At 38.2% G+C, this 25,248-nt stretch carries 21 protein-coding genes; 3 read left to right on the top strand and 18 right to left on the bottom strand.

Translation table 11 applies throughout. The features are described 5' to 3' along the window. Window positions 1–241: 241 nt before the first annotated feature. The 6 genes from FAR12_RS11370 to FAR12_RS11340 all read right to left on the bottom strand — a co-directional run bounded on the left by FAR12_RS11370 (window position 242) and on the right by FAR12_RS11340 (window position 9,751). Window positions 242–3,478, bottom strand: a complete 3,237-nt coding sequence (locus FAR12_RS11370) for a winged helix-turn-helix domain-containing protein (RefSeq protein ID WP_126408788.1) — start codon at window positions 3,476–3,478, stop codon at window positions 242–244. Between the two features lie 261 nt (window positions 3,479–3,739). Continuing rightward, window positions 3,740–4,957, bottom strand: a complete 1,218-nt coding sequence (locus FAR12_RS11365) for an IS110 family RNA-guided transposase (RefSeq protein WP_126408787.1) — start codon at window positions 4,955–4,957, stop codon at window positions 3,740–3,742. Window positions 4,958–5,262: 305 nt separating this feature from the next. Beyond that, entirely contained in the window at window positions 5,263–5,796 is a 534-nt protein-coding gene (gene lepB, locus FAR12_RS11355) for a signal peptidase I (protein WP_126408786.1), read from the bottom strand. 44 nt (window positions 5,797–5,840) lie between these two features. After that, window positions 5,841–6,413, bottom strand: coding sequence for a TVP38/TMEM64 family protein (locus FAR12_RS11350; RefSeq protein WP_425456166.1), 573 nt, complete (start codon window positions 6,411–6,413; stop codon window positions 5,841–5,843). 83 nt (window positions 6,414–6,496) lie between these two features. Further along, window positions 6,497–7,450, bottom strand: coding sequence for an LCP family protein (locus FAR12_RS11345; protein ID WP_126408784.1), 954 nt, complete (start codon window positions 7,448–7,450; stop codon window positions 6,497–6,499). A gap of 321 nt (window positions 7,451–7,771) precedes the next feature. Then, window positions 7,772–9,751 (bottom strand): S9 family peptidase, encoded by a 1,980-nt coding sequence (locus FAR12_RS11340; RefSeq protein ID WP_126408783.1) that lies wholly within the window; start codon window positions 9,749–9,751, stop codon window positions 7,772–7,774. Window positions 9,752–9,946: 195 nt separating this feature from the next. Between FAR12_RS11340 and FAR12_RS11335 the strand changes: the two genes are divergently transcribed. Continuing rightward, window positions 9,947–10,306: a YhjD family protein gene (locus tag FAR12_RS11335; protein WP_126408782.1), complete on the top strand. Its 360-nt coding sequence runs from the start codon at window positions 9,947–9,949 to the stop codon at window positions 10,304–10,306. Between the two features lie 12 nt (window positions 10,307–10,318). Here the strand turns inward: FAR12_RS11335 and FAR12_RS11330 are convergent, their stop codons facing one another. Further along, window positions 10,319–10,870, bottom strand: a complete 552-nt coding sequence (locus FAR12_RS11330; protein ID WP_126408781.1) for a competence protein ComK — start codon at window positions 10,868–10,870, stop codon at window positions 10,319–10,321. 223 nt (window positions 10,871–11,093) lie between these two features. Between FAR12_RS11330 and FAR12_RS11325 the strand changes: the two genes are divergently transcribed. Then, window positions 11,094–11,330, top strand: a complete 237-nt coding sequence (locus tag FAR12_RS11325) for an IDEAL domain-containing protein (protein ID WP_126408780.1) — start codon at window positions 11,094–11,096, stop codon at window positions 11,328–11,330. A gap of 86 nt (window positions 11,331–11,416) precedes the next feature. Here the strand turns inward: FAR12_RS11325 and FAR12_RS11320 are convergent, their stop codons facing one another. The 4 genes from FAR12_RS11320 to FAR12_RS11305 all read right to left on the bottom strand — a co-directional run bounded on the left by FAR12_RS11320 (window position 11,417) and on the right by FAR12_RS11305 (window position 15,092). Next, window positions 11,417–12,349, bottom strand: coding sequence for a hypothetical protein (locus FAR12_RS11320; RefSeq protein ID WP_126408779.1), 933 nt, complete (start codon window positions 12,347–12,349; stop codon window positions 11,417–11,419). Between the two features lie 298 nt (window positions 12,350–12,647). Further along, window positions 12,648–13,928, bottom strand: coding sequence for a M48 family metallopeptidase (locus tag FAR12_RS11315; protein WP_126408778.1), 1,281 nt, complete (start codon window positions 13,926–13,928; stop codon window positions 12,648–12,650). Window positions 13,929–14,071: 143 nt separating this feature from the next. Beyond that, window positions 14,072–14,377 carry an AzlD domain-containing protein gene (locus tag FAR12_RS11310; RefSeq protein WP_126408777.1) on the bottom strand — a complete coding sequence of 102 codons (306 nt, stop codon included), beginning with the start codon at window positions 14,375–14,377 and terminating at the stop codon, window positions 14,072–14,074. After that, complete coding sequence (locus FAR12_RS11305; protein ID WP_126408776.1) at window positions 14,367–15,092, bottom strand: AzlC family ABC transporter permease; 726 nt, start codon at window positions 15,090–15,092, stop codon at window positions 14,367–14,369. The genes FAR12_RS11310 and FAR12_RS11305 overlap by 11 nt, the downstream gene beginning before the upstream one ends. 104 nt (window positions 15,093–15,196) lie before the next feature. On the opposite strand from FAR12_RS11305, the gene FAR12_RS11300 reads away from it, so the two are divergent. Continuing rightward, window positions 15,197–15,748 carry a helix-turn-helix domain-containing protein gene (locus FAR12_RS11300; protein WP_126408775.1) on the top strand — a complete coding sequence of 184 codons (552 nt, stop codon included), beginning with the start codon at window positions 15,197–15,199 and terminating at the stop codon, window positions 15,746–15,748. A gap of 75 nt (window positions 15,749–15,823) precedes the next feature. Here FAR12_RS11300 and FAR12_RS11295 read toward each other — a convergent pair whose 3' ends face one another. The 7 genes from FAR12_RS11295 to lplA all read right to left on the bottom strand — a co-directional run bounded on the left by FAR12_RS11295 (window position 15,824) and on the right by lplA (window position 25,242). Beyond that, entirely contained in the window at window positions 15,824–16,618 is a 795-nt protein-coding gene (locus FAR12_RS11295; RefSeq protein ID WP_126408774.1) for an ABC transporter ATP-binding protein, read from the bottom strand. Beyond that, window positions 16,593–17,621, bottom strand: a complete 1,029-nt coding sequence (locus FAR12_RS11290; RefSeq protein WP_126408773.1) for an ABC transporter permease — start codon at window positions 17,619–17,621, stop codon at window positions 16,593–16,595. Before FAR12_RS11290 ends, FAR12_RS11295 begins: the two co-directional genes overlap by 26 nt. A gap of 71 nt (window positions 17,622–17,692) precedes the next feature. Then, complete coding sequence (locus tag FAR12_RS11285) at window positions 17,693–18,691, bottom strand: ABC transporter substrate-binding protein (protein ID WP_126408772.1); 999 nt, start codon at window positions 18,689–18,691, stop codon at window positions 17,693–17,695. 456 nt (window positions 18,692–19,147) lie between these two features. Next, entirely contained in the window at window positions 19,148–19,540 is a 393-nt protein-coding gene (locus FAR12_RS11280; RefSeq protein ID WP_126408771.1) for a GNAT family N-acetyltransferase, read from the bottom strand. A gap of 508 nt (window positions 19,541–20,048) precedes the next feature. After that, on the bottom strand, window positions 20,049–21,203 hold the full coding sequence (ltrA, locus tag FAR12_RS11275; RefSeq protein ID WP_126408770.1) for a group II intron reverse transcriptase/maturase: 1,155 nt from the start codon (window positions 21,201–21,203) through the stop codon (window positions 20,049–20,051). Window positions 21,204–22,433: 1,230 nt separating this feature from the next. Next, window positions 22,434–23,987, bottom strand: coding sequence for a fatty acid--CoA ligase family protein (locus FAR12_RS11270; protein WP_126408769.1), 1,554 nt, complete (start codon window positions 23,985–23,987; stop codon window positions 22,434–22,436). A gap of 265 nt (window positions 23,988–24,252) precedes the next feature. Continuing rightward, complete coding sequence (gene lplA, locus FAR12_RS11265; protein WP_126408768.1) at window positions 24,253–25,242, bottom strand: lipoate--protein ligase; 990 nt, start codon at window positions 25,240–25,242, stop codon at window positions 24,253–24,255. Window positions 25,243–25,248: the final 6 nt, after the last annotated feature.

Below are 25,248 nucleotides of genomic sequence, written 5' to 3'. Positions count from 1 at the left end.
TGCTTACTATCTTGTTTCTTTCCGCTCCAGGCACCAAGTCTTACCCTAGTGCTGCCCATCAACAAGATGTGTAAAACATAGTCTTTTCCATAAGCTTACGAGCTTTGAAAACATCATAAATCGAGCAGGTTACATTTGAGTTACAAAGAGGCTCTTTTCTCAAACATTGTTTATTTTCTTACGAAAAAAACTTGTTGCTTTTGAAACAAAATAACAAAAAACAACCCATCATCTGGGTTGCTCAAATCGGTTCGATATTTTCTTCCGCTTCTAGAATCATTTCATACATGTGACGAGTAGGATCGAGAGGGGTGACTCCTAACTCTTCTTCTAAGATTTCGCTACATTTCTTATACCACTTCAAAGCAAAAGGTCGATTGTTTTTTCGATAATAACAGTACATGATTAGCCGATATGCTTCTTCCCATGTCCGGTCCTTCTCGATAATTCGTTCACACCAATAGATCGCCTTATTATAATCCTCAATTCGCACATACAATTGGGCGAGCTTTTCGGCTCCTCTTAAAAAGAGAACAAGCAATCTTTCCCGTTCATTTAAGCACCAATCGTCATATAACCGTTCATGCAAATAATCTCCTTTATAAATTTGGAGACCTCGTTCCAAACAAGAAATCGCTTGATTCCGCTCACTCTCATCAAGTCCTAGCGTGACCCACTCTTCAAATTCTGATGCATCTAATTCAATTCTAGCAGCGACATTTATTCCATATGTAGCCCCTTCTCTGATTACAAAAAATGGTGTTTCTCGTGCTTTTCGATTCGGCTCTAAAGCGCTGTGCAGAGCATTTAGCGCAACTTTAAAATCTCTCGTCGCACCTTTTTCATCTAAGGTTGGCCATAGCTTTTGAAAGATTTCTTCCTTCGTAAACATATGGCGAATATGGGTCATAAATAGCTGAAGAAGTTCCTTCGCTTTTCCTCTTTGCCAATCTTTTTCTTCTACTTCTTTGTTCCCGAGCCATACTTTAAATTGCCCCAAGGCTTTTATTCTAAGAGTATATCCTGGATGGGAATCAAGCTGGTATATACCCATATCCTGTAAAAGCTTTCCTGTGTAACCTGAGGAAATATTTTTTCGATGTGCTTCAATTAATAACGGGGCAAAGATTTGCAGGTCTCTTGGGCCAAAGAGAGTTCTTTTATGAAAAATATATTCATAGTTTCCAAGACGTACATTTTTTAAAAACTGAAGGATATATTTCTTAAAATTCTCTTCCTCTTGCCCTAAAAAAGAACAATAAGATAGCCAAAAAAAGCTCAGCATTTTCCCATATTCATCTTGGCACTCAACGAACATTTTTTCCGCCTTTTGAAAATAAATAAATGCTTCCTCAAGCCGGTCATTATTTATAGAGGCAATCCCCATTCCTAACATAATTAAAGATGAAAGCCACAGATCCTTGACCTTTTCCGTCTCTTGCAGGGCTGCTTCTCCCATTTCAATGGCACGCTCATATTCTCCCTTACTTCCATATAAAATGCATAACCCCATTAAGGGCTCAGCTTTTCCTCTCTCAACTTGAATCTGTTCCATAATGTCTAACGCCGTTTCATAGCACTTTTTTGCCAAAGTATTTTCATAGTGATGAATGAGTTGAACTGCATGACCCATTCGAATCCAACCACAAGCTTCCACAAATGGGGAATGAATTTCAATTCCGTATTGAATGCCAGCTTGGGCCAACTTCTTGGACTCCTCATCATTTCCTTTAAATGCTTCAATAAGTGCTAATAATAAATCGGTTTCACGATGAGACTGGGGAAGTTTTTGCATATTCGATAACTTTCTCGCTGACAGTAACGTTTTTCTCGCTTCCTCTAACCGACCTGTCCGTAAATAAAGCCTTGCTTCTAAATTCCCATCAACAATATTTTCATGGAAGGCTTGTGCTCTCTTTATCCATTTCTCCGCCTTCTTTGCCTTCCCTGAGTTGATTAAATTCTCTGCTAGCAACCGATACAGCTTATGAGTTTCTTCTTCGGGGCTTATATCACTATTTTCTCGAATTTCAATCGCCTGATACAATAAGCGTTCCGCATTGAACGGCTGAATCGTATCAAGAAATATTTGTGCTTTTCCTTCTAACGCTTTGCTTTTTTCAAGCTGATTGCCTCTTTTATCAGCCTCCACAATCGCCCGATCATATGAAACAGATGCTTCCATATATAAAGAGCGATAGCGCTCCACCTCACCTTGCAAAAACCACAGCTTGAAAAATTGATCCTTAATTTCATCCGGAACTTTACCTAAACGGTCGTATAAGCTTTCTAGCTTTCCACTCTCAAGAAGCTTTGAACCATAATCATTTAAAAGTGCTGCAACTGCTTGAATATGGCCCATTTTTTCATAATGTCTAATAGCCGTTTCCCATTGTTCTTTTTTCTCGAAAAAACGAGCACATCGTTCATGAATTAATGCAAAACTTCGAGGTTGATTCGTGCGCAACTGTTCCTCTAGAAATTCTTTAAATAACGCATGATAGCGAAATTGATTATCCCCCAATTTTTGGATAAATAGATTTCGCTCATGAATTTGCTGTAACATCGCTCTCGAACCAGTAAGCCCAAGGACCTCATTACATATTTCTTCATCAATTTCCTCAAGCACACTTGTTTGCTCAAGAAACTGTTGAATCATTGGTGGCTGCTTTTCAAACACCTCTAACGCTAGATAGTGAAATAAGTCCTCTAATGAAAGCGAGGGCTCTTTAAAAACCAGCTCTGGATATTCAGGAATTTGCTGGGCGACCATCCCTAAAGCGATTACCCATCCCTCGGTTAAACGGTACACTTCCTCAAGTTGTTCTTCCGTTAAACTAAGTTGATAAAAATCATATAGTAGGAGCTCGACTTCCTCCTTTGTTAAAACGAGATCTTCCTTAGTTATTTCTAGTAGTTGATTACTAACTTTCATTTTCCGAAGATATTTCCAAAGCGGTCTGCTCCGACTCGAGACAATAAGATGTAAATTCTCCGGTATGTGCTCTAATAATTTCTCCATCCAGTGATTTATGTTGTACGAGTGCTCAATTTGATGAAAATCATCCAATATTATCGTTATTTCATCTTCTAAGCTAACGATTTCATTTATAAATACCGTACATAGCTGGCTAATTTCTTCTTCACGGATATATGGATCCATTTTTTCCATATACTCAGCTAGGTCCTTACCAAAAGAAGGAATTATGCTCTGGACCGCAGCCATTACATAAGTCAGAAAAGGGACAATATCATCGTCAGAGGAGGTGATCGAGTACCAACAACAACGAATTTCTTCATCATGAACATATAATGATAATGCTGTGCTTTTTCCATAGCCTGCACCTGCATGAACAAGCGTCAAAGGATACTTTGAAATCGTTTTCATTTTTCGAGTAAGCCTTGCTCTTCGAAGTGATTCTTCACGAAACCTTGGTGGAATGAGCTTTGTCCTCATCACAGCGAGTGGTTTTTCCATCGTCTCCCCCCCCTTTTATTTTCTGACTTTTCTTTCTTATTAGTGTAGCACAAAAATAGGAACCCGAAAATAATCGAGTCCCCTCAGTATGCATTCATTTTTTCAAAGGCTGTTTCTTACGTCCAGTCAAGTATTTTTTAAATATTTCTTCTTGATGGGTTCATTGTTTTGTTTGGGGACAAGAGAAAGAAACGACAAATAAGCCTAATCTATAATCATTTTTTGAATAGGCTTAAATATATGTTAGAATGTGAGGTATAACTATGATGAGGTGGCTAGCCGGTAGTCATAGCTTATACCATGTGTGATTAAATGAAAGATACTCTTTAGTAGTTTATTCACACAAGCGATGGACGCAACTTTATGACATTTGTTATAAGGTTGCGTTTTTAATTTGTCGTAATAATCAACGATGTGGTTATTCCCGTTTCGACGTAGCCTAATCATATTTTGAATAATAATAAACAGTAGCTTACGCAAGTGCTTATTTCCACGCTTGTTAATCTTGTCTTTATAGAAGGACTTCCCAGATTGAAAGCGTCTGATATCAATTCCTGCGAAAGCATTGAGTTGTTTATTATTATTAAATTTGAATATATCTCCAATCTCAGCCATTAGCCTTACAGCTGTATTTGGGCCTATACCTGGAAAGCTTAGGAGGATCTTATACTCTACTCTTTGTTCAGCGAGCTTAATCATTTTCTCGGTACATCGGTCTTTTTCATTTAAAAGCTCTTGAAAACGTTTGGAGTAGATTCTTACTTGTTCACAAAGAACATCAACTGATGAAACAGCTGGATAGGATTGTTCCGCAGCTAGTAGTAGTTCCTGTGCCTTCTTTTCAGCTCTGTTCTTAGAAATATTTTTATTGGTATTCGCTATAATTTTGTTTCGAATAACTGTGTTTGAGTGCCCAATTAGAAAGTCAGGGTGGGGGAAGAGTTGGGCAATGTTTAAAAACAAATCTGATTTTCTTGTGAAAATGGTCTCGAGTTCTGGGAAAGTTTCCTGCATAACCTTATGTAATCGATTTCGAATAACCGTTAATTCGTCGTCCAATTCACTGTAGAATCGCGAAAGTGATTTCAGTTGATCAAAGACTGAATCAGACACCTTTTTTTCTTTTCTATCCATCGTAAAATGAGTTAAGGCTAATTTATGCGCATCACTTCGATCTGTTTTATGGATTCGCAAGGAATCACATTGAATCTTTGCCTCTAAAGGATTCAATAAGCAATATCGGTAGTGGTTCTCTTTCATAAAACGCTCTAAAGCCTTAGAGTAGACTCCTGTAGATTCAAACACGATTTCAGGGAGCACTCCATAGCTTATAATAATTTGATCAATCCTTAATTTGACTTCAGCAAAGCCCGTTTTAGTGTGATTAAATTCGCCTTCGTATACACACTCTTTAAACGAGTTGTATATAACCATGTAACTTTTCCCCATACTTACATCAAATGAAATAATATGTTTCACGTTCCTTTCACCTCTCTCTAGTATAGTACGATTGAAGACTTCATTTTACACTTATCGATTCCCATTTCTTATACACGATCTTAAGGATCCAACATACTTAAACCTGATTCAAATAAGGTAAATGAAGAAGGTCAGTTTTTTTTACGGATTCTAGATCCCAAAGAGCCACCGACCTATTCTTCACTTCTACTATATAAAAAAATAGTAGTGCTAACCAATGCCTTGGTCCGCACTACTAATCTTAGTATGTTTTTTTTGTTATAATCTTAAAGCCTAAAAGCAACAAAGTTTGAGAAAAGAGATTTTTAAAAAGACATATCCATATGATCAATTGGCCAATAGCGTAAATTCACTTTGCCCACTACTTGATCAATTGAGATAAAGCCGAATTGACGACTATCGTAGCTTTTTAATCGATTATCTCCCAGGACAAAAAGCTTCTCTTTTGGCACGGTTAAGGTAAAATCCTCTGTTAGCCTTATTGCGAGGTGTTGTTTACGATATTTATCGAGGTAAGGTTCATTGACTTTCTTCCCATTAATAATCAACTGGTCGTTTTTGTATTCAATTTCATCTCCAGGCAAGCCGATGATTCTTTTCACATAATCTTCTTCCTCGTTTGCATGAAAAACAATGACATCAAAGCGGTTAAAATCTCCGATTTGATAGCCAAGCTTGTTGACAATCAGCTTATTTCCGTCCTCGAGAGTTGGTCTCATCGATTCACCCTCTACGACATAATTAGAAAAGAAAAATGCACGAATGAAAACAACTAAAATAAGACCAATTCCCACTGCTTTTATCCATTCAATGCCCTCTTTTTTTACCTCTTCTCTCAACTCCTTCACCTCCAGGAAAATTTAGCTATATGTAGAATGTCGACTTAACTAATTTGTTTTTCCTTTTCCACGTTTTTATTTAGTCTGACTTCAATTTGTTTCCCAACAAGCCACAAGATGAAAATCACGACTCCTACAATGGCTGTTCGGATAGGCTGTGTAATCAGTGATCGAATATCATAGCCAACAAAGCTTATCGTAAAAATCATCACCATTTTTCCAGCTATAACGGCTAGCATATACTGATAGATGCTTATTTTCGAAAGACCCGCCACGATATTGACAACAGCTGATGGCGTAAATGGAAAGCATAGTAATAAGAATAATGGTCCAAATCCGTGCCTTTCTAACCATGCCATTAATTTCTTTACCTTCGGGCTCTTCTTTAGGAAGGAGAGGAATCTTTTTTGCCCATATCGACGAATAAGAAGAAAGACAAGCAACGCTCCTACAGATGCTCCTACCCAAGAAAAGAGAAATCCAAACCATAACCCAAAAGCATTGGCGTTCGCCATCACAAAGATCACCAATGGCAGAAAAGGCAAAAAGGCTTCTAGCATAGGTAATAATATCCCTGGAATCGGTCCAATTGCACGGTAGTCTTCGATAATTTCCATTATATTTTCTAATGTGAACCATTCTTTTAAAACTTCAACTTCCACTTAAATATCTCCTTTAAAAAATATGAGAGAATTTGTTTTTATTCGATTGGGCTTTTTTGTTCTACAAGAAAATCATGAATCGCTGCTTTATTTTCTTCTAGGTCGATTGTGAGCACTGATGCATTGTTAATAGTTGGATCATTCCACGAACCATCAACTGGAATTCTTAAAGAATCGATATTGCGGTTTTCCTTGGATAAAAAGTCTTTCCCAATATACAGCATATCTCCGGTGTCCATATTCGTATTTATGAAAGGTGTGACAACACCAATCAATTTCGGCAGCTTCGGTATCGTTTGAATGCTGGTCAGCTGGCTACCTATTTGTTTGACCACCTTTTGTTGTCTCTCCACTCTTCCGAAATCCCCGATGGCATCGTGACGGAATCGAACATACCCTAATAGATGCTCTCCATCTAAATATTGAACACCAGGCTCTAGTGTGACACCAATATTTTCAGACATTTTTTTCTCAACATCGATTCTTACGCCTTTTGGAAAAGCCTCATCAACCAAATGAACAAAACCTTGGAAATCCACGATGGCATAATACTGAATATCTAAGTCAAAATTTTCTTTGATTGTTTCTCTAAGTAATTCTGGACCACCAAGTGCAAAAGCGGTGTTGATCCGATTCTCACCATGACCTGGAATTTCGACATAAGTATCCCGCATAATGGAAATTAATTTATAAGAACCTGTATCCGGATGATATCTCGCAACCATGATTGTATCTGCCCGCGACTTTTCCTCTCCTCGAGAATCACTACCAAGGAGAAGGACATTCGTTCCTCCATAACGGTCTTTTTCTCCGTTAAATTCATATTCTTCCTGTACAATCGTTTCGTTATCTACTTTGTCTAACGATTGCGATACCCCTTGTTTATATTGAAAATAACTATAGATAATCGCCCCTACCACCAATAGCAAAATAATGAGGAGGAACACTTTCCATTTTCTTTTTTTCTTTTTCACTTGTCTCTCATATCTCATTTAAAAAATACCTTTCATTTAAGAAATTTTACTCCGTACTATATTGGACATATTTTTTGCGCTAGAGGTTTCGAAATTAATAAGAAATCATTTATTATGTTCAAAAACGAACATTATCACATTTTTCTGTATCTTTATTATAAACTCTTATAAATGACTAGACAGATAAATTTTCACTAAATATTCATTCGATAGTAGTATGAAGTTTATTTAATTCAAGAGTACCAAAAATTGAGGGATTTTTCTAATTTGAAGGAGGACTAGTATTTACCTGAGATAAAAAGAACCGCAAAACTTAAGCTTTGCGGTTTAGTCTTCTTATTATTTAATATACTCATGGAACCAATTTAAAATGTAATTTAATCTAGCAATTCTTAAACTAGGTTTTCCGCTTCGTGAAAGCTCATGATTGGATTCAGGGAAACGAACAAACTTTGTTTCCTTCTTACGATGTTTTAAGGCAATAAATAGTTGCTCTGCTTGCTCAATTGGACAACGGAAGTCCTTTTCGCTATGAAGAATGAGAAGTGGAGTCTCAACGTTTTTCACATAAGCAAGTGGTGAGTGCTTCCATAAGGTTTCCGCATCTTCTAATTCACTCTTAATTTGCCATGCATTAAAATAGTAGCCAATGTCACTTACACCATAAAAGCTAATCCAGTTGGAAATGGAGCGCTGGGTTACTGCCGCTTTGAAGCGATTTGTATGACCAACGATCCAGTTTGTCATGAAGCCTCCATAACTTCCGCCTGTTACGCCAAGCTTCGTTTCATCGATAAAGTCGTATTGCTCTAAAGCATAATCGACGGCTTCCATTAGGTCTGCATAGTCTCTTCCACCATAATCGCCTCTAACTGCGTCGACAAATTTTTGTCCATAGCCATGGCTGCCTCGTGGGTTAATGTATAACACAGCATACCCTTCTGCCGCTAACATTTGAAACTCATGGAAATAGGAATTGGCATACATCGCATGTGGCCCACCGTGAATTTCAAGAATAAGCGGATATTTCTTTCCTTCTTCAAAGTTTGCTGGCTTCATGATCCAACCATGAAGGTCCCAATCATCCTTCGATTTAAATTCGATTTCCTCTACTTCTGCTAGCTTCACTTCATCTGTGTATTCTTTATTAACCTCAGTTAATTGTTCTAGATTTCCTGTTGGAACGTCTAGAAGGAATAGTTCTCCATGCAATGTTGGTTTACTAATCGCCACTACTGCTCGATTTAATGTCCCACCTGTTGTTAATCCATACACATGCTGATTTTCCAATAGGGCTGGATACAATTCTCCCTGTAGCGAGCCGTAATAGACCGCCGTATTCCCATGATCAGAAGCAAGGAAATAGAAGCTTTCATTATTCTCAGTCCAAAGTAGACCAGGTGAAACAGCTCCTTGTTGAAAATCTCCAATTGCATAATCACCAATCAATAAATCGGTTTCAGCTGTTAAACAAGAAAGTTCTTTTTGCTCTGTATCGTACACCCAAATCTTACTTAGGGTTGCATTGTCATACTCTCTTTCATGTCCAAGAAGACCAATGTATCTTCCATTTGGAGACCACGTAACACCACCAAAGTATCCATTACTGTTTGTAATTTTTTCAAGTTCTTTTGTCTGTATATCTAATAGATACACATCACTCACAAAGGAGAAATCTAAGTCCTCGTTGAGGTCTGTTGACACTGCTAGGTGTTTTCCATCTGGTGACCAGCCTTGCAGATGATAATCATTTTTCCCTTTTGTCACTAATTCTGTGTCGCCTGTTTCTAGGTCCACTACAGCAATTTGTGAATACTTTCCATTCCAGAAGCCAGCAGCATCTGATTTATACTTCATTTTATCTACTTCTAATGGAACAAGTTTTTTCTCTTCTTTTTTATCCTTTTCTACTAGTTGTTCTTCTTCACCTAGAGAAACGTTGAAGGCAATTTTTTTGCCATCTGGAGACCAAACTGGATTAGATGCTCCATTTGTGCACTCAGTCACTTGACGTGCTTCTCCACCTGTTGCTTTTAATACGTAAATTTGATTCTTGCCACTGCGATTGGAGACGAAAGCTACTTCTTGTTGCGCTGGTGACCAGCGTGGAGAATGATTGCGGTGTTCCCCATATGTCCATTGAACAGGCGTTGTTTTCTGTTCTACATCTATGTAATAAAGATTGGAAACATATTCATCCTTCTCTTCAGAGATCTTTGTCTCCACATACACAAGATCCTTTCCATTACTGCTTAGACGTGGGTCTGCCACTGATTTCAGCTTATATAAATCTTCTGCTTTTAAATACCCTTTTGTCATTTCAATCATCCTCCATTTTTTAGCTTCTCTTTTATTTCGATAATTGAAATAATTTATCCTTCTTTTTCAACATTTTTTTTACAGATTTTAAATGGGAAATTATTCTTTGCACTTTGTGGAATTAATCACTTGCCAATTGCATATAATTTTTATAAAATAAAATCGAACATTTGTTCTGTTAAGGGGTGAATGAATATGACGAGGATCCCTGAAGAAGACCGGGATATCATTGAGAAGGCTATTTATCTGCCTATGGTCCTCACCATTTTAAATAGAGATTTGACCGTTATCCATAAGAGTCCTTTTAAACTGAAGGATCCTTATGTAAACCTCATTGAAAAAACAATGAAGACCATCCAAAATGAATTATCACAGGTTAAGCAATATATGAAAAAAAACAATCTGAAGGTTTTCGAATTAAAACGTGACGAAGCCTTTACTATGTATACGTTTCTCTATAAGGGTTACGAAGAGCACCATAACTACTTCAATCCAAGAATTCGTAACAAAGTTCAGGAGCTGCTAGAGTTTTACTTAACCCATCTTGGCATTTAAAAAGAAGCAGTCTTACCAAAAATAATTTTCTGGTTCTTCCGCCGAATTTGACTTTCGAAGCTTACTTGAGTAGATCGTCTTTGCTGTTGGGGTATCTTTGCTTTTCAAAATCTTTGTTTTAAGCATGACGGTGCGGATTAACTGATTTTCAAAAGAACTTAACGAAATAGGAAGAGGGATATACTGGTTGTTACTGAATTTAACAATCGTCGTACAATGCTCTTCTCCTCTTTTGTAATCGACAACATGTTCATGTGCTACCCAAACACAATGGGGATTTTCAGGTGATGTTGTTGGGAACAAATAAATGAGTGGGGAAACAGCAATGGGAACTTTTTGGACCGCTCCTATAAGTTTCCTAGCGGCCTCCTTTCTTCCCTCATAAGTGCTTCCAAAGCTATAGCAGCTTTCCTTGACAATCTCAAGGGGCTTGAATGGAGAAATTGAGTCCTCTTCAAGCTCATGAATCTTTGTAAAAATTCGACTTCCGTACACAATAGGTAGCAAGATAATTGTCGAAGAGTTTACCTCGTATTCTTCAATTAGCAACCTCCCATTTTCCATATATTCATCTCCTTTTTCCTCAAATAACTCTTTTATCAGGACTTACATCTGATATAGAGTTTCGCTACTATCATAACAAGGAAATTTGAATTTTTGTCGAATTTTGCCAATAATTCAAAAAACATTCACTATTCCATTTTATTTTTCAAAATTTTTATACAATTTGATTGATTGCTTACCGAAAATCCTTTATAATATCAAAAAGGCATCAGGGGTGATTTCGGTGAGAGAACAATCTTATACAGAATTTATGAAATCCGGTGCAATGAATCGCAAAAAGTTAAAGGAAGCTTATGTGTTAAACTTATACATCGATATGATTTTATCAGAAGCACTGCTCAAGTCAGAGAAGGAAAAATTATCAAAACGCATTGACAAGGCCATTGACGAGCAGGACAAAAAAACCTTCCTTCAGCTGTCTACAAAGTACAAGGAACTGAACAAAAAATTTGGCACGTAAATTTACTCATGCGAAAAGCTGTCTCAAAAGGTTCGCCCTTTCTTGAGACAGCTTTGTTTTTTTGAGCTATATTTCCAGGCCTAACCTCATGAATGAAGATACGATAACCGTTCCTGTTCCACTTTCTGTAGGTCCACTTGGACACGCTGCTTTTCTGCTTTTAATTCCCTCTGTAACACATCCAATCGTTCTAGACATTGTGCCACTTGGGAAGCAGATGCCGAAATTCTTTCCTGAACCATCCAATCTGAAAAAACATTATCAAAGAAAAGATCTGCGATATGTAGAAAATCAGATACCTCCAAATTTGTGGTTAATTCCTTTCCAAGATCGTTAAGCTCGGCTTGCAGGCGCTTCAAATAATACTGAGCAGAGTGCAAAACTTCCTTTGCTTCGTCCATATGAGATTTCTTAATTAAAGTAGACATGAGCCCTCCGCCAGCCATATCCATATAGCCCCAATTTTTCGCACTCGTCAAAGAACTATCTGCCTTTTCCAACGCATTTTCAGCTTGTAGGGCAGCATCCTCTGCTTCATCCAGTTCTTTTAACGCCATTTCTAAATTTATCTTCTGCTCCGTCAAATTATTGAGTAGAGCACTAAGAGCCGGATCGGATTCATGAATGAGCTGCTCTTTTTTCGTCAATACAGCCTTAAGCCTTTCTTCTACATCCCCACTCTCTTCAATCTTTGCATTTAAGGCATGAATATCTGTATCCAACTCTGCTAGCTTTTGCTTTGACTCCTCATACAGGATTCTTGCTTTAAACGCCTCTTCTTTTTCCTTTTCAAGGCGCTCTTCCTTTTTTCCAGCAATCATATGAAAAAATCCTGAAAGGGACACACCTTCGAGCTTATCCACGTCCTTTAATTCTTTTTCTAATCGTAGTCTCAAGCTTTTTCCGTTATCAGCTTCGTGTTGCCGATCTCTCTGAAGCTCTTCTAATCTCCGAAGAAACTTATCCTTTAAATATTTTTCTTGTTTTAGCTCCATAATTTGATCATCTAGTTCTCTCATAATTTCGCCCCCTAAATTGATAATACTACTTACGATATTCTTTGGAAAAAGTTTCAAAATAGAAAAGCGCAAACGCCTTGCTCATTGCCGTACAAACTGGAGGGGCATGTTCTTTCGATAAAGGAAACTTGAATTGCGTGAGCAATTCATAGTTGACTTATCGTAGGTAGTAAAAATGTACTTCAATTTTTACCTAATGACCCGAAGTTTGCTAGGCGATAGGCGCTGGAGCTAGACAGTGCTCAAAGTAGAGTATACTTTCTTAGATTAATAAAAACAGAGCCCAATTGGACTCTGCTTATTCCTGATTCTCTCTTCTCTTTTCAAGCTCATACTCCTCAAGCATCGAAATTCGTTCTAGCATTGTTGGGTGTCCATACCGAAAGAGTTTCACTAAAAGTGGTGGATTGACCTGGCTGAGTCCCGCTCTGCTCAGTTCCTGAAAAGTCGTCACTCCTGCTTCTACATTATCAGTCATTTCTATCGCGTATTTATCCGCTCTCGATTCTTGATAGCGAGAAACAAGATTGGAAAACGGACTAGCCGCAAACATGAGGACCGATAGCAGCAGCAAAAACAAAGGAAAGGAACGGATATCATTAACTCTTGGAATCCTCAGGACTTCTCCCCATTTAGCGACTATGATATTCATCAAACGAGCAACTAGATACAGCCCTAATAATGATAATAGTAAATAGCCTGCTATCCCTATATAGAGATGTTTTTCCACATAATGGGCCATTTCATGAGCCATAATGAATAGAATTTGATCATCCGTTAACCGATTTAACGTCGTATCCCAAAGGACAATCCGCGAATTTGCTCCAATCCCAGTAACATAAGCATTTAACGAATTCGTTTTTTCCGCCATATTGACTTCAAACACATGCTCAGCTGGAATATTCGCCTGACTGGCCATATCCAATATTTTGGCTTCTAGTTGCTTGTCCTTTAACGGGTAAAAATCATTGTATAACGGGTCGATGACAACAGGCTGAAGGAACATCACAAAAAGTGTGAACGGCACCGACAACAGCCATGCGTATAGCCACCATCGCTTCTGACTTTTACTCATTAACCAATAGACTACTGCAACTATGATCAGCATCGTGCCATAGTTAATCCAGAAATCAATCAACTCATCTTTCATCCACGATGGAAACGATTGAGTCGAAATATTATAGGACTTCGATAAGGAATGGCTGATATAGCTTAATGGGAACGTAACTGCATAAGCAAATAAGGAAAGCCAGAAGGTATAGATCGCCACTTGGATCATTTTAAACTTTGAAGACTGCCCTGCCCATTTTTTAAAAGCACCCGAAAGCCCTGTTAATAAAACAAATATATAAAGGAGCCATTCAAAGGGTGTACTTAAGAAAAATAACAAATTTCGTATTTTCGAGTATTCTTCACTTAGGGTGAGCTCGCGTCCATTCAGAAAAGTTGCCGGATCTGCACTCGAACCTTCGTATTCAAAAGGCAGACTCGAATCAGCAAAATAGAACAAATACCAATAAAAGAATAGACCATATACGATATACGCGAGAATGCCATATAATCCAATTTTTCTAGCCATCCCATTCCCCCTCCATGTTGTAAAAATGAACTGCTCGTTGGACAACCAATCTATTATCATTTTAGTAAAAAAAAATTAAATTTAGAACTTAAGACTGCTCTTAGCATCTCAAAATTTCCAAATTTAATCAAAAAAGCTCGCTCTCATATGAAAAAAGAGTACAATGATAAAACAGCAATTGAGCCTAATACAACAACAATAACATTGGCTCCGAGAAAGGAAATAATAATTGCCGCTGCCGCTCCTAACATTCCATACCAAATATCCTCGTGAATAAAAAGGATTCCTGGAAAAATGAGTGCACCTAATGTGGCATACGGAACATTTTTTAATACCCCTTGAAGAAATTCAGGCAATTCCTTTCCGCGAAAAAGAACAAAAGGCAGCATTCTTGGAATATAAGTGACAACTCCCATTCCAATGATCATCCAGACGATTTCACTCTGCATCTTTTGTCCTCCTTTCTTTCATCATCACGATTAATTCAACAAGCACTGCTGAAAGCAAGGTTGCAGTGACAATCGCCCATCCCGTTGATAAAGCATTGGTAATCGTAAAAACGGTATTAAAAATAGCCGCTAACACAGCTAAAAAGACAACCTTCACTCCTTTTTTCATTGAAGGCACTAACAGGCCAACAAACATCGCGTACAAAGCAACCGACATGCTTTCTTGGAATGTTTGTGGCAAACTCGCACCGACCGCATGACCGATTCCCGAAAAAATCACCCAGCTTAAATAAGCGATTAAGTTTAATCCGAACATATAGCCTGCTGATACAGTCCCTTCTTTGACTGCAGCAACTGAAAAGGTCTCGTCCGTTATCCCGAATGCATAGGCTGCTTTTATTATCGGCTCATCATCTTCACTCTTTTCATTTAATGATGCTGACATAAGAAAATGGCGGATATTCACAATAAAAGTTGTTAAGACGATTTCAAATGTCCCTGTACCTAGCGCTAGCAGACTCAGCGATATATACTGGGCAGCTCCTGCATACACAGCCAAACTCATTAATAAAGTTTCACCAATTGATAACCCTGTTGTCTTGGCGAGCAAGCCAAATGTTAGAGCAACAGGTAAATAACCAATGCCAATACTAATTCCTGCTTGCATCCCCCGTCTAAATTCCGTGCCCGATTTATTTAAAGCAATTTCTGACATGTGCCACCCCTCCATTGTACACCGTTTTTGCACTTAACTAAAAATTCTGATAAAATATATTATACATATGTGCGTTATAATATACAACGATTTCGGAGGAGAAAATGGAAAACATTCAAAAAAACATTGGAGATAATTTAAGGACCATTCGAAAAAATCGTGGCGCAAGTCTTGATCAGATTGCTGAATTAACAGGGGTTAGCAAAGCGATGCTCGGGCAAATTGAAAGAGGAGATTCAAACCCAACAGTTTCAACTTTGTGGAAAATTGCACGAGGATTGCAGATCTCTTTTTCTTCCTTGATTCAGGAAGAAGATTCAAATATCACAGTCGTGAAGCTAGAAAGCATTACTCCTGTGACAGAGAGTAATGGGGATTATCGTGTATATTCGATTTTTCCATTTGACCCTCGAAAAAAGTTCGAAATCTTCACAGTAGAGGTTGAGCCAGGCTGCACACATATTTCTGAAAAACATAATGAAGGGCTAGAAGAACACATCACCGTGATGAGCGGAGAGCTTGAGTTGAGTATTGGAGAGGAACACTTTGTCCTATCTACAGGTGATTCCATTCGTTTTCTAGCCAATAAAATTCATAGCTATAAGAATTATGGTACAGAGTTGACGAGCTTCCAGTTGGTGATGCATTATCCGTAATGAAGTCGTACATCGGAGCAACTCCTCTTTAAACAGCAAAGTGCTGTCGCAAACTCGACAGCACTTCATTCATTATTAAATTAACACCGTTCTGTCACTACTCAATTTTTCACCGCGAATACGTTGGAATTCCTCTAGGAGCTTATCAACTGTTAGCTGATTCTTTTGCCCTTCATTCGCTTGAAAAATGATTTGACCTTTATCCATCATAATCAAGCGATTGCCTAGTTCAAGCGCTTGCTCCATATTGTGCGTAACCATTAATGTCGTGAGCTTAAACTCTTCAACAATTTCCTTCGTTAACCGTGTGATTAGTTCTGCCCGAGATGGATCTAGCGCAGCCGTATGCTCATCCAATAGTAATATTTTCGGTTCAGTAAAAGTGGCCATCAATAATGATAGAGCTTGGCGCTCCCCTCCAGACAATAGTCCCACTTTCGCCTGTAGACGATTTTCCAATCCTAAATGAAGGATTTCCAATTTTTCTTTGAAAAATTCTCTTCTCTTTTTCGATACGCCTCTTGCTAAACCACGCGATTTTGTTCTTGTATAAGCAAGTGCTAGATTCTCCTCAATCGTCATCGACGGGGCAGTGCCGGCCATCGGATCTTGAAAAACACGACCTATAAATTGAGAACGTTTATGCTCTTTTACCGTTGTAACATCAGTTCCGTCGATTTTGATTACTCCAAGGTCAGGCACTAGCTTCCCAGAAATCATATTCATCAAGGTCGATTTCCCAGCACCGTTACTTCCGATTACCGTCACGAAGTCGCCTGGTTCAAGCGTTAAATTAACATGGTCCAGAGCAATTTTTTCATCCGGCGTTCCTTCGTTGAACACTTTATATATCTGATTTAATTGCAGCAAGGCTTTCACCACTCTTCTCGTTCGCTTTTATATTTTTCTTTGATGCTAGTAATCTCTTTCTCTTCTTTTGTTTATCCCTTTGCCAATCAATTACTTTCGGAATGATAAGAGCCGCTACCACGATAATGGCTGTAATTAACTTCATATCCCCCGTTTCTAAAAACTCCACTCTAAGGGCAAGAGCAACGATTATACGATATAAAATCGCTCCACCGATGACAGCAAGCGTCGCTCGTACAATGCTTTTCGCACCAAACACAGCTTCACCAATAATGACGGATGCGAGGCCAATGACGATCATCCCAATTCCCATCCCAACATCACTAAAGCCACTGTACTGACCGATTAACGCTCCTGAAAGAGCAACAAGTCCGTTCGAGAGCCCAAGACCAAGTACCTTTAAGTAATCTGTATTAGCAGAAAAGCTGCGAATCATCGTTTCATTATCACCGGTTGCCCGAATCGCTAAGCCGACATCTGTTTTTAAGAAAAGGTCAATCAGAGCTTTCACCGCAAATGCTAAAAGAAGCATAATAACGAGGATGCCCCAGGTTTTAGGAACAAAAGCAGATAGACCGATGGAATTAAAGAGGGCCTGTATACCATCATCGATTTTAAGACCTTTCCAAAAATCCGTCATTTGCGTAATCAACGTTTCTTGATTTAAGAGTGAGATATTCGATCTGCCCATAATTCTTAGGTTGATAGAATACAAAGCAATCATCATTAATATCCCGGAAAGTAACGGATTAATTTTCCCCTTTGTATGAAGCAATCCCGTGATACACCCTGCAATAAAACCTGCGACAAATCCTGCAACCGTCGCCACAAAAGGGTTTGTTCCCCCGATAATCAGCATTGCTGCAACCGCTGCACCTGTAACAAAACTTCCGTCCACCGTTAAATCAGGAAAATCTAGTATTCTAAAAGATAAGTAAACCCCTAAAGCCATGAGTGCATATATCGCACCGGCTTCAACAGAGCCAAAGATAGCCGTAAACATAAAATCTTCCTTTCGTGGAATTTAAACAAAGGGCTTTCCTACTAAAAAGTAGAAGCCCTTTGCATTCTCTTTTATTCTAGAAACTCAGCAATATCGTTCCATTCTTCCTTCAATTCAATATTCATTTCTTCTGCTGCCTTTTTATTGATGACTAGCTTTACTTCCGTCGGATATTGAGCTGGAATATCAGCAGGAGTCTTTTCGCCTTTTAAAATTTCAACAGCCATTTTACCAGTTTCATAGCCAATTGCTTCGTAAGAAATACCGAAAGCAGCAAAAGCACCCTTAGCAACAGAATCTGTTTCCCCTACAAATAGTGGAATGTCGTTTTCATTTGAAACTTGAATAACAGAATCTAGTGCAGAAACCACGGTATTGTCAGTAATGATATAAATGACGTCAACTTTTCCAATTAAAGATTCAGCTGCTTGCTTTACATCAGCAGTTGTTGCAACTGAACTTTCCACCAACTCGACATCCTTGCCTTCCAAAGCCTTCTTAATTTCTTCTACCTGAACATTGGAATTTTGTTCTCCTGTGTTATAAATCGTCCCAATAGATTTAGCACCAAAGTCTTCGACGATAAAATCGACTGTATTTGGAATCGCATCAGGATACATATCGCTTGTTCCAGTGACATTTCCACCTGGCTTTTCAAATGATTCAATCAAGCCAGCACCAATTGGATCCGTAACTGAAGTGAAGAGGATTGGAATTTCCGTTGTTGCATTTAATGCACTTTGCGCGCTTGGTGTCGCATTTGCAAAAATCAAATCGACTTTATCACCTACAAAATTAGTAGCAATTGTTTGAGCATTATTTAAGTCATTTTGAGCATTTTGTTCATCAAATTCAACTTTCAATCCTGATTCTTCGAGAGCCTTTTTGAATCCGGCTGTTGCTAAATCTAGCGAAGGATGCTCTACGATCTGAGTAACTCCAACCTTGTATGTTTTTTCCGAATCTCCACTACCTGAAGATCCACCATTGGATTCCTCGGCTCCACACCCACTTAAAATAAGTGCTCCCATCATTCCAACAGCAGCTACTGCTTTGAATTTTTTCAACATCTTTTATATCCCCCTATTTTTCTTTCACTTTGTTGCTTTTATGCTTTTATGCGCTAAATAATAATATTTAACTAAAATTATATAATTACCTTCCATTGGATTTCAAGTGTTTTTACACAAAGTTATAAATTTTTCGAAAATAATAATTATAAGATTAGAAGAGTTTATTTTTGATCTTATAGAGGATATTGCCCGTTCAGAGTTAAGGTGGGTTGAATTGAATTAAATTTCATTTCGTTGACAAAATGAGAAAATGTCTGAAATAATTGTCAGTCAACTCTTTTTGATAGACAGATTTATAGATATCTGACCTTTTTTTGTCAGACAAACCTCTTTTGTCTGACAGATTTATAGATACCTGTCCATTTTTGGCAATCAATCTTCTTTTTAGCTAAAAGTGCGCTAATAAAACAAATAAAAGCTGGCAGTCACTACCAGCCAGCTCAAAGAAAACTTCTAATCCACTTGCCAAACTCCACCTGCTCCTGGAGTAAAGCCACAAGTCTTGTAGAAATTCGTATTTTTTTCTTCGTATGTAACGGTTACTATGCCAAGCCCAAATCGTTCAGACTCCTGCAATAATGCCTTTACCAACGCTACTCCAATTCCATTCCCTTGATATTCAGGATGAACCATTATATCCTCCATATACCCATGCTCTAAGCCCATGCCACAAACATAACCAAAGGCAATCAATTTCTGATTTTCATCTCGAACCCCTGCCCAGAAATTACAACGCTCAAATATGGCTGGATAATCCTTATCGCGTCTACCCCATCCTACCAAAGCTCGCAATTCAGGCACTTCATGATTCTCTATCTCCATGTTGATCAAAACTTTATAGTTCATTTAATCGCTCCCAAACTGAATTTTAATAGTAAATTCGCGTTCCCATATCTCTAATCCTTCTTAAATCAAATAAATAGAGTAGGCGCATGAAAAATTGCATGCGCCTCTCACAGCTCCGTACATGCGGGCAATACATATGGCTCATCACCCTTGGGAATGCACTTCTTTATGAATATCGGCTATAAAGGCTAGCAAGTCCTCCGAACAGAACTTCTCAGTACCTGCACTACCCATCGGAGAAATTCGCTTCCTCAAGCACAATAGAGTAGGCGCATGAAAATTCATGCGCCTCTCGCAGATCCGTACGTGCGGGTCATCGCATACGGCTCCTCCATGTTATTCCTCTTGGGAATGCAGTTCTTTGTGAATGTCGACAAGAAATACTAGCTTTAGTTCTCGAAACCATTTGTTAGGTAATGCCGTGTGTACAGGGGTTGATTTTGAACTCCTCCATCTATCCATTCTTAATCCCGGAAGTTCATCTTTCCATTTCTTTTTCCTAAGCTCCTTATGGAGTTTTTTTAATCTTCTTCCAACTTCTCAACTGAACCATTCTAAGCCTACGCCTAATCCAACTATCTAATTCTTTGAAGATTTTCGCAGAAAAGCCAATGCCATAATATCTCCCCCAACCTCTGATAATGGGATTCACTTTATGTTTTATGAATTCTGCCATGTTAATGGTCTGGTTTTTACTTGTGGCTTTTCTGACTTTATCCTTGAACTTCTTTATAGCTTTATCTGAGGGTTTATGCCAGTACGCTTGTTTAAAGGTATAACCAAGAAACGTGAAGGGCTCCTCCATGTTATCGACTATTCTCGTTTTATCTGGATGTACTGTAAGTCCGAGTTCCTCTTCTAAGAGTTTCTTTATAGATTGGAGGACTCTTTCCGCACCTTTCCTTGACTTACAACATATGACGAAGTCATCCGCATAACGGGTTAAACGATGTCCACGTGTTGTCATGAGTTCATCTAAAGGATGGAGGTATATATTCGCAAGAAGCGGACTTATCACTCCGCCTTGTGGGCTACCATGTTTGCTTTCGTGAACAACTCCATTTTCAAATATTCCTGATTTAAGGAATTGTAAAAGTAAAGATAGTACACTGCTATCTACTACTTCTTCCTTTATCAGTTCAATTAGTTTTTCATGAGGAATTGTATCAAAGTATGTTTTGATATCAGCGTCTATTACGAATGTAAATCCATCCATTAAATCCTTTCGGATTTTCTCAATCGCCATGTGCGCACTACGATTAGGTCGAAAACCATAACTACAATCTAAAAATTTCTCCTCAAAGATAGGCTCTAGTTTTTGCTTAACTGCGGCTTGGACGATTCGGTCCTGTACAGTCGGTATTCCTAACGGTCTCTGTGTTCCATCAGCTTTAGGTATATATACTCTTCTTACTGGTCTCGCTCGATACGTCTTTTCTTTTAACGATTGTTGAAGCACTCTTAAGTTGTGCTCCAATTTGATTTCATAATCCTTTATCGTTACCTTATCTATCCCATGTGAACCCCGATTTTTCTTCACTTCACGAAAGGCTTGTTCCAAGTTCGGGATGGACCATATTTTGTCGATGAGACTATACCATTTCCTTTTCTTTTCTTTCCTCTCTACTGCACGTAAGTTCAGCGTTCTCTTAGATTCCTTCATGTATTCGTATCATTCCTATTCTCTAAACCATCTGAATAGTTGTGCACTGGATGGTTATCAAGTTAGTACTCCGCCCCAAACAACCTACTTTCTATTCGGTCTCGAATCTATGGCTATCTGCCTCCTCGATTTCTGTTCGGTACATGTAGAGTCTATTAGTGCTTTCCTTTTCTTTCATGGACAGACGGGCTTCGCATCAAATCACTGCCTTTTGGGTCAATGTTTGTCTTATCAACGTTGTGATAAGTCACTTACCTTTGTGGCCTTTCTGGTAAGTTTATTCACTACTATCCCCTGCTCTGACTTCTCACCTTCCGTAACATCTTTCTAGTCCATCCGGGTTTTGAAATATGCTTACCACTAAAGTGAAGAAGATGAGACCTCCTTGGGTCACGTCATCTCTCTTTCTCTCGAAGCCAGTCCTCATAACTTGTAGGGTCTTATTGCATTTGTGGATTGGACTGCCCCATCTCTTGCAAGGTACTCCAACCCTACCAGCCAACATGGTAAATGCCACCTGTTCCGAGATTTGCCTTTGAGTCCTCCGCACAGAACTTCACAGTACCTGCACTACCCATCAGCTATACACTTCCGCCACAACGGCATGTAAGGGACTTTCACCCATTAGAGAAATGCGCTGCCAAGCGCACAAGAGATTCAAATCAATACGATTTGAACCTCTTTTACTAGGAAATTATTTTTTTACTAACGTATCCCTCTTCAAGAAATATAATTGAATCAGTGTTAGAGCAATTAAGATAATCGTTACAACTGTTGCGAGCCAAAAATCTAATTTCCAATAAAAAAACCACTATTCCGATAACATATAAGGGTATCCACCTTATTACCCTTGTATACTTTTCCTGTTTAGATAATTTATGATATGGTTTCACAAAATGTATCTCCTTCTCATTTAATAAGGAAGATGATTAAAACAGAAAACAACTTTGAAAATTTCATATTCAAATTTACCATTTAATTTAATACAGAATGTAGTCGTTCATAATTTATGATCTACCACTCAGGAAAATTACATATTTTTACAAATTTACACAAAGCCCACGAATTGAATAGTATTGTTAAATTTAAATCATTGATGATAATTTTCATGAAGATAAAATGTAATTTCTCACAGAGGGAATCTTAATTTAACTTCTAGATCCCCCTGCTAGATCCCTTTCTTTCCACATAAAAAGGCGTTTCCACTCATACTGGAAACGCCAAAAATAATTAACTTTTAGTGACTTGATCCTTCAGTGCTCTGCGCAAAATTTTACCAGTCGTATTTTTTGGAAGCTCTTCTAAAAATTCGATCGCACTCGGAACCTTATATTTCGCTAAATGCTCACGGCAATAAGCAAGCACCGCTTCTTCAGTTAGACTAGGATCCTTTTTAACAACATAGGCTCTTACTGCTTCGCCTTGATTTGGATCAGGAACACCAATTACAGCAACTTCAATAATTTCAGAATGATTATACAAAACCTCTTCCACTTCACGAGGGTATACATTGTATCCACCGACAATAATTAAATCCTTTTTACGGTCCACAATGTAAAAATAACCTTCTTCATCCATGGTCGCCATATCTCCTGTATAGAGCCAGCCATTACGAATCGTTGCAGCTGTTTCCTCAGGCATTTTGTAATAACCCTTCATAACATTCGGACCACGTACAATCAGTTCTCCCGATTGCCCAGGTGGAACCTCTTCCCCAAGCTCATTGACCACTTTATTTTCAACGTGAACGATGGATTGTCCGATAGATCCTGCTTTTCTCGGACGATCAAGTGGATTGAAACATGTTACAGGTGAAGCTTCTGATAATCCGTAGCCTTCGGAAATCATAACGTTGAACTTTTCTTCAAAGCTTTTTAAAAGAGCAACAGGCATTGCCGCTCCACCAGAAATACATAATCTTAAAGATTTTAAATCCTTTGGATCGCCTTCTGGATATTGATAGAGGAAGTTATACATTGTAGGAACGCCAGCAAAGATTGTAGGCTCATATTCTTTTGCTAATCGGAAAATTTCCTTTGGACTGAACTTTGGATCAATCAAAATCGTCGCTCCACTTAACAATGGTGCATTCAATGAAACAGTCAAACAAAATACATGGAACATTGGAAGCGTCGTGATTATCCGGTCATCTTCATTCATATGCAAGTAAATGCCAACATCTCTCGCATTGGAATATAGATTCTTATGGGTAAGCATAGCCCCTTTTGGCTTCCCGGTCGTTCCAGAAGTATACAAGATAACTGCCACATCATCCTCATCTAGTTCTGGTCCTTGAAAACTTAGTTCTCCTGTAGCTAATACATCGGTAAACGATTTCAATTTTGGAAAAACAGATAGTTGCGTTACGTCCACATTCGCTTCTTTTCCTTGTGGTGTTTCACAAATGATATAGTTCTCCACCATTGGCAACGCATGATGTACTTTTTCAGCTAAAGGTACCATTAAATCAAGTGCAATAATCGTGTTGACGTCCCCATTATTCAAAATATATCCGATTTCATCTGGCGTGTAGATTGGATTGATCGGGATAACCGTCGCACCTAATCGTAGTGCTCCGTACATGCCAATGACAAAAAATGGCGAGTTTCCTAATAATAATCCAATATGATCCCCTTTTTTGACTCCGAGCTTTTCTAATCCTGATGCAAACTTTGTAATTGCCCCATCCAGTTCAGCATACGTACTTGATTGGTCCATAAAGTAATATGCTGGTTTTTGAGGTAATCGTTTTGCTGTTTCATGCAGTTGAGAAGATAAATTCATCTACTCCATCCCCTTTGTTTGTTGTGAAGGCCTTCCCGCAAAAAACTTATTAGGATGACTAGGAGGAGTGTATCTTCATGCTGTTTTCCAAACTCTCGCGAAAATGTTCACAAATAAAATAAATTTCTAAATATATTATATTGAAAGAAAATTATATACACAAGAGAAAACGCATACATAAATGAATTTTTAAAATATTAAACGTCGATTCACCTATTTATCAGACAATTTAGCCGAAATAAAAAAACGATGCCAGATGACATCGTTAGTAGATTAATGTTGTGAAATCTTCTTTTGTTATATTTCCAAAATAATGTTTTATATCTACATCTTCCATTGCTCGTTCAATTTCTGCTTTTTCGTAGCGAAGTCCGATTAGCTTCTGTTCAATATCTGCAACATCACCTACGCCAAAGAAGTCTCCGAAAATCTTGCAGTTTTCGATGATCCCTTTGTTGACCTCTAAACGTACATCGATACCGCCAACAGGGAAACGATGCGAATGCTGAAGATTGAATTTAGGAGATTTTCCATAGTTCCAATCCCAGTTTTGATAGCGTTCCTTTGAAAGCTCATGGATATTTTTCCAATCTTCATCAGTTAACACATACTCTTGAATATTTTCTTTTCCACCAAAGATATTCTCTAGTAACAAAGCACGGAAATCCTCGATTGAAATCTTCTCAGTAAGAAACTCAGAAATATTCGCAACTCTGCTTCGAATTGATTTGATCCCTTTTGACTCAATCTTATCCTTCTTCACTTTTAATGCAGATACAACATGATCAATTTCTGAATCAAGCATTAATGTACCATGGCTAAACATTCTTCCGCGCGTAGAAAATTGAGCGTTTCCAGAAATTTTTCGACCATCGACAACAATGTCGTTCCGTCCACTTAGTTCAGCCTGCACGCCAAGCTTATGCAAAGCTTCCACAACCGGCTCCGTAAACTTTTTAAAATTGTGGAAAGACTCTCCATCATCTTTTGTAATAAAGCTGAAGTTTAGATTTCCTAAGTCATGATAAACCGCTCCACCACCAGAAAGTCTACGGACAACCTTAATTCCGTTTGCTTCAACATACTCTGTATTGATTTCTTCAATCGTATTTTGATTTTTACCTATGATAATAGAAGGGCCATTTATGTAAAAAAGCAGGTACGTTTCGTTAATATCTAAATTCTTTAACGCATACTCTTCTATCGCTAAATTAATTTGAGGATCTGTGATCCCCTTGTTATCAATAAATAACAATGATGT

Source organism: Bacillus yapensis, assembly GCF_005280205.1.
In the GTDB taxonomy this organism is placed as follows: domain Bacteria; phylum Bacillota; class Bacilli; order Bacillales; family Cytobacillaceae; genus Robertmurraya; species Robertmurraya yapensis.
This window is presented reverse-complemented; position numbering and strand designations above follow the sequence as displayed.

Bases quoted from the DNA above. Each gene is read 5' to 3' on its own strand.
- FAR12_RS11370 (WP_126408788.1), bottom strand. From the start codon at position 3,478: ATGGAAAAACCACTCGCTGTGATGAGGACAAAGCTCATTCCACCAAGG.
- FAR12_RS11350 (WP_425456166.1), bottom strand. From the start codon at position 6,413: ATGGAAATTATCGAAGACTACCGTGCAATTGGACCGATTCCAGGGATA.
- FAR12_RS11345 (WP_126408784.1), bottom strand. From the start codon at position 7,450: ATGAGATATGAGAGACAAGTGAAAAAGAAAAAAAGAAAATGGAAAGTG.
- FAR12_RS11340 (WP_126408783.1), bottom strand. From the start codon at position 9,751: ATGACAAAAGGGTATTTAAAAGCAGAAGATTTATATAAGCTGAAATCA.
- FAR12_RS11335 (WP_126408782.1), top strand. From the start codon at position 9,947: ATGACGAGGATCCCTGAAGAAGACCGGGATATCATTGAGAAGGCTATT.
- FAR12_RS11330 (WP_126408781.1), bottom strand. From the start codon at position 10,870: ATGGAAAATGGGAGGTTGCTAATTGAAGAATACGAGGTAAACTCTTCG.
- FAR12_RS11320 (WP_126408779.1), bottom strand. From the start codon at position 12,349: ATGAGAGAACTAGATGATCAAATTATGGAGCTAAAACAAGAAAAATAT.
- FAR12_RS11315 (WP_126408778.1), bottom strand. From the start codon at position 13,928: ATGGCTAGAAAAATTGGATTATATGGCATTCTCGCGTATATCGTATAT.
- FAR12_RS11310 (WP_126408777.1), bottom strand. From the start codon at position 14,377: ATGCAGAGTGAAATCGTCTGGATGATCATTGGAATGGGAGTTGTCACT.
- FAR12_RS11305 (WP_126408776.1), bottom strand. From the start codon at position 15,092: ATGTCAGAAATTGCTTTAAATAAATCGGGCACGGAATTTAGACGGGGG.
- FAR12_RS11300 (WP_126408775.1), top strand. From the start codon at position 15,197: ATGGAAAACATTCAAAAAAACATTGGAGATAATTTAAGGACCATTCGA.
- FAR12_RS11290 (WP_126408773.1), bottom strand. From the start codon at position 17,621: ATGTTTACGGCTATCTTTGGCTCTGTTGAAGCCGGTGCGATATATGCA.
- FAR12_RS11285 (WP_126408772.1), bottom strand. From the start codon at position 18,691: ATGTTGAAAAAATTCAAAGCAGTAGCTGCTGTTGGAATGATGGGAGCA.
- FAR12_RS11280 (WP_126408771.1), bottom strand. From the start codon at position 19,540: ATGAACTATAAAGTTTTGATCAACATGGAGATAGAGAATCATGAAGTG.
- ltrA (WP_126408770.1), bottom strand. From the start codon at position 21,203: ATGAAGGAATCTAAGAGAACGCTGAACTTACGTGCAGTAGAGAGGAAA.
- FAR12_RS11270 (WP_126408769.1), bottom strand. From the start codon at position 23,987: ATGAATTTATCTTCTCAACTGCATGAAACAGCAAAACGATTACCTCAA.